Here is a 1451-nt window from a genome sequence, read left to right as displayed (position 1 = left end):
CAATGCCGTTGCTTGAGAGGTGCACGTAGTTCCTCTCCAGGCGCGGTGACCGTCCGGGTGCTGGTTCGTTGACACGACATGCATCCATGGATCGGGTTATCCGATGAAGTCCGGCTCGGGTTGCTCACCGAGTGGATCGTTCCTGAGCTGGTGGACGAGGTGCTGACCGTGTGTGGTCGGCTGGATGCCAAGCCCCGTCCCCTGTCGAGCCGGTTCATGGTCTACTTCGTGCTCGCGCTGGCGCTGTTCCAGCAGGACTCCTACGACGATGTCGCGGAGAACCTGGTCGGGGCCCTGGGCGAGCTGGACCAGTCGGTTCCGAACAAGTCGTCGTTCACCAGGGCCCGGCAGCAGCTTGGGGCCGCACCGCTGGAGGGAGTGTTCCGCCGGGTGGCGGGGGCGATCGCTCCGCCCACTCTTGAGGCGGCGTTCTGGCGCGGGATGAGAGTTGCCGCGGTCGACGGGTTCTTGCTGGACGTGCCGGAGAACGACACGACACGCGCCGCTTTTGGTGGGCAGGTGGACAGTGCCGGTCGGCCCATCGGGTTCCCGCAGGCCAGGGTGGTGACGCTGACCGAGACCGGTACGCACACGACGATCGACGCGCGGATAGGCAGCTTCAAGGGCGGTGGTGGCGAGCCCGCGCTGGCGACAGAGATGGCCGGCAGTGCTGTCGGCATGATGGTGATCATGGACCGGGCCTTCCCCGGTGTCGCACTGTGGAAGGCCTATACGCAGGCCGGAGCACACTTACTGATCAGGGCCCGCACCTTCGTCGCAGCGAAGCCCATGGAGGTCTTGCCTGACGGGACCTACCTGACCCGGATGAATCTCGCCGGGCAGCGGCGCTCCCATCCGGGCGGGGTGACAGTCAGGGTGATCGACTACCAGGTCGACGGGGGCGAGACAACCAGGCTGCTGACCGACTTGCTCGATCCCGAGGCCGGGCCCGCCGAGGAGCTGGCAGCCCTGTATCACGAGCGCTGGGAGGTCGAATCCGCCTACCGGCAGCTGAAGACCTTTCAGCGGGGAAAGACCGAGGTGCTGCGGTCGGTGTCGCCGGAGCTGGTACGTCAGGAGATCTGGGCCCACCTGACTCTCCATCACTGTCTGAACCGGATCATCATGCGGCTGGCCGACGGCGAGGGCCTGGACCCCGACCGGATCTCGTTCGTCAAGATCCTTAAGCACACACGACGCAGCGTCATTCTCCAGGCAGGCCAATCAACCCGCCGTCTGCGGCAATTCATGAAACGGATGGCCACGAAAGTCGTGCGCAAGCTCGACAACGGGCTACGGCGACTACGCGCAGCGGACCGCTACACCCGCCATCCGGTCTCGCAGTACATCGTGCGCAAGAAAGACCACGTCAGGCGAGGCACACGGCAGGTTCCGGAAAAGGTCATCACCCTTACGCCCGCAATACTTCAGTAGCTCAAGCAACGGCATTG

The 1451-nt window shown here is 64.9% G+C and carries 1 protein-coding gene; it reads left to right on the top strand.

Going from position 1 to position 1451, the window contains the following annotated elements:
• Positions 1–78 precede the first annotated feature (78 nt).
• Positions 79–1434 (top strand): IS4 family transposase, encoded by a 1356-nt coding sequence (locus ADL01_RS20260; RefSeq protein ID WP_078960641.1) that lies wholly within the window; start codon positions 79–81, stop codon positions 1432–1434.
• Positions 1435–1451 lie beyond the last annotated feature (17 nt).

Source organism: Streptomyces sp. NRRL WC-3618, from assembly GCF_001280005.1.
Lineage (GTDB): Bacteria > Actinomycetota > Actinomycetes > Streptomycetales > Streptomycetaceae > Streptomyces.
Note: the sequence above shows the minus strand (reverse complement) of the source record. Positions and strands in the feature narration are given on the sequence as shown.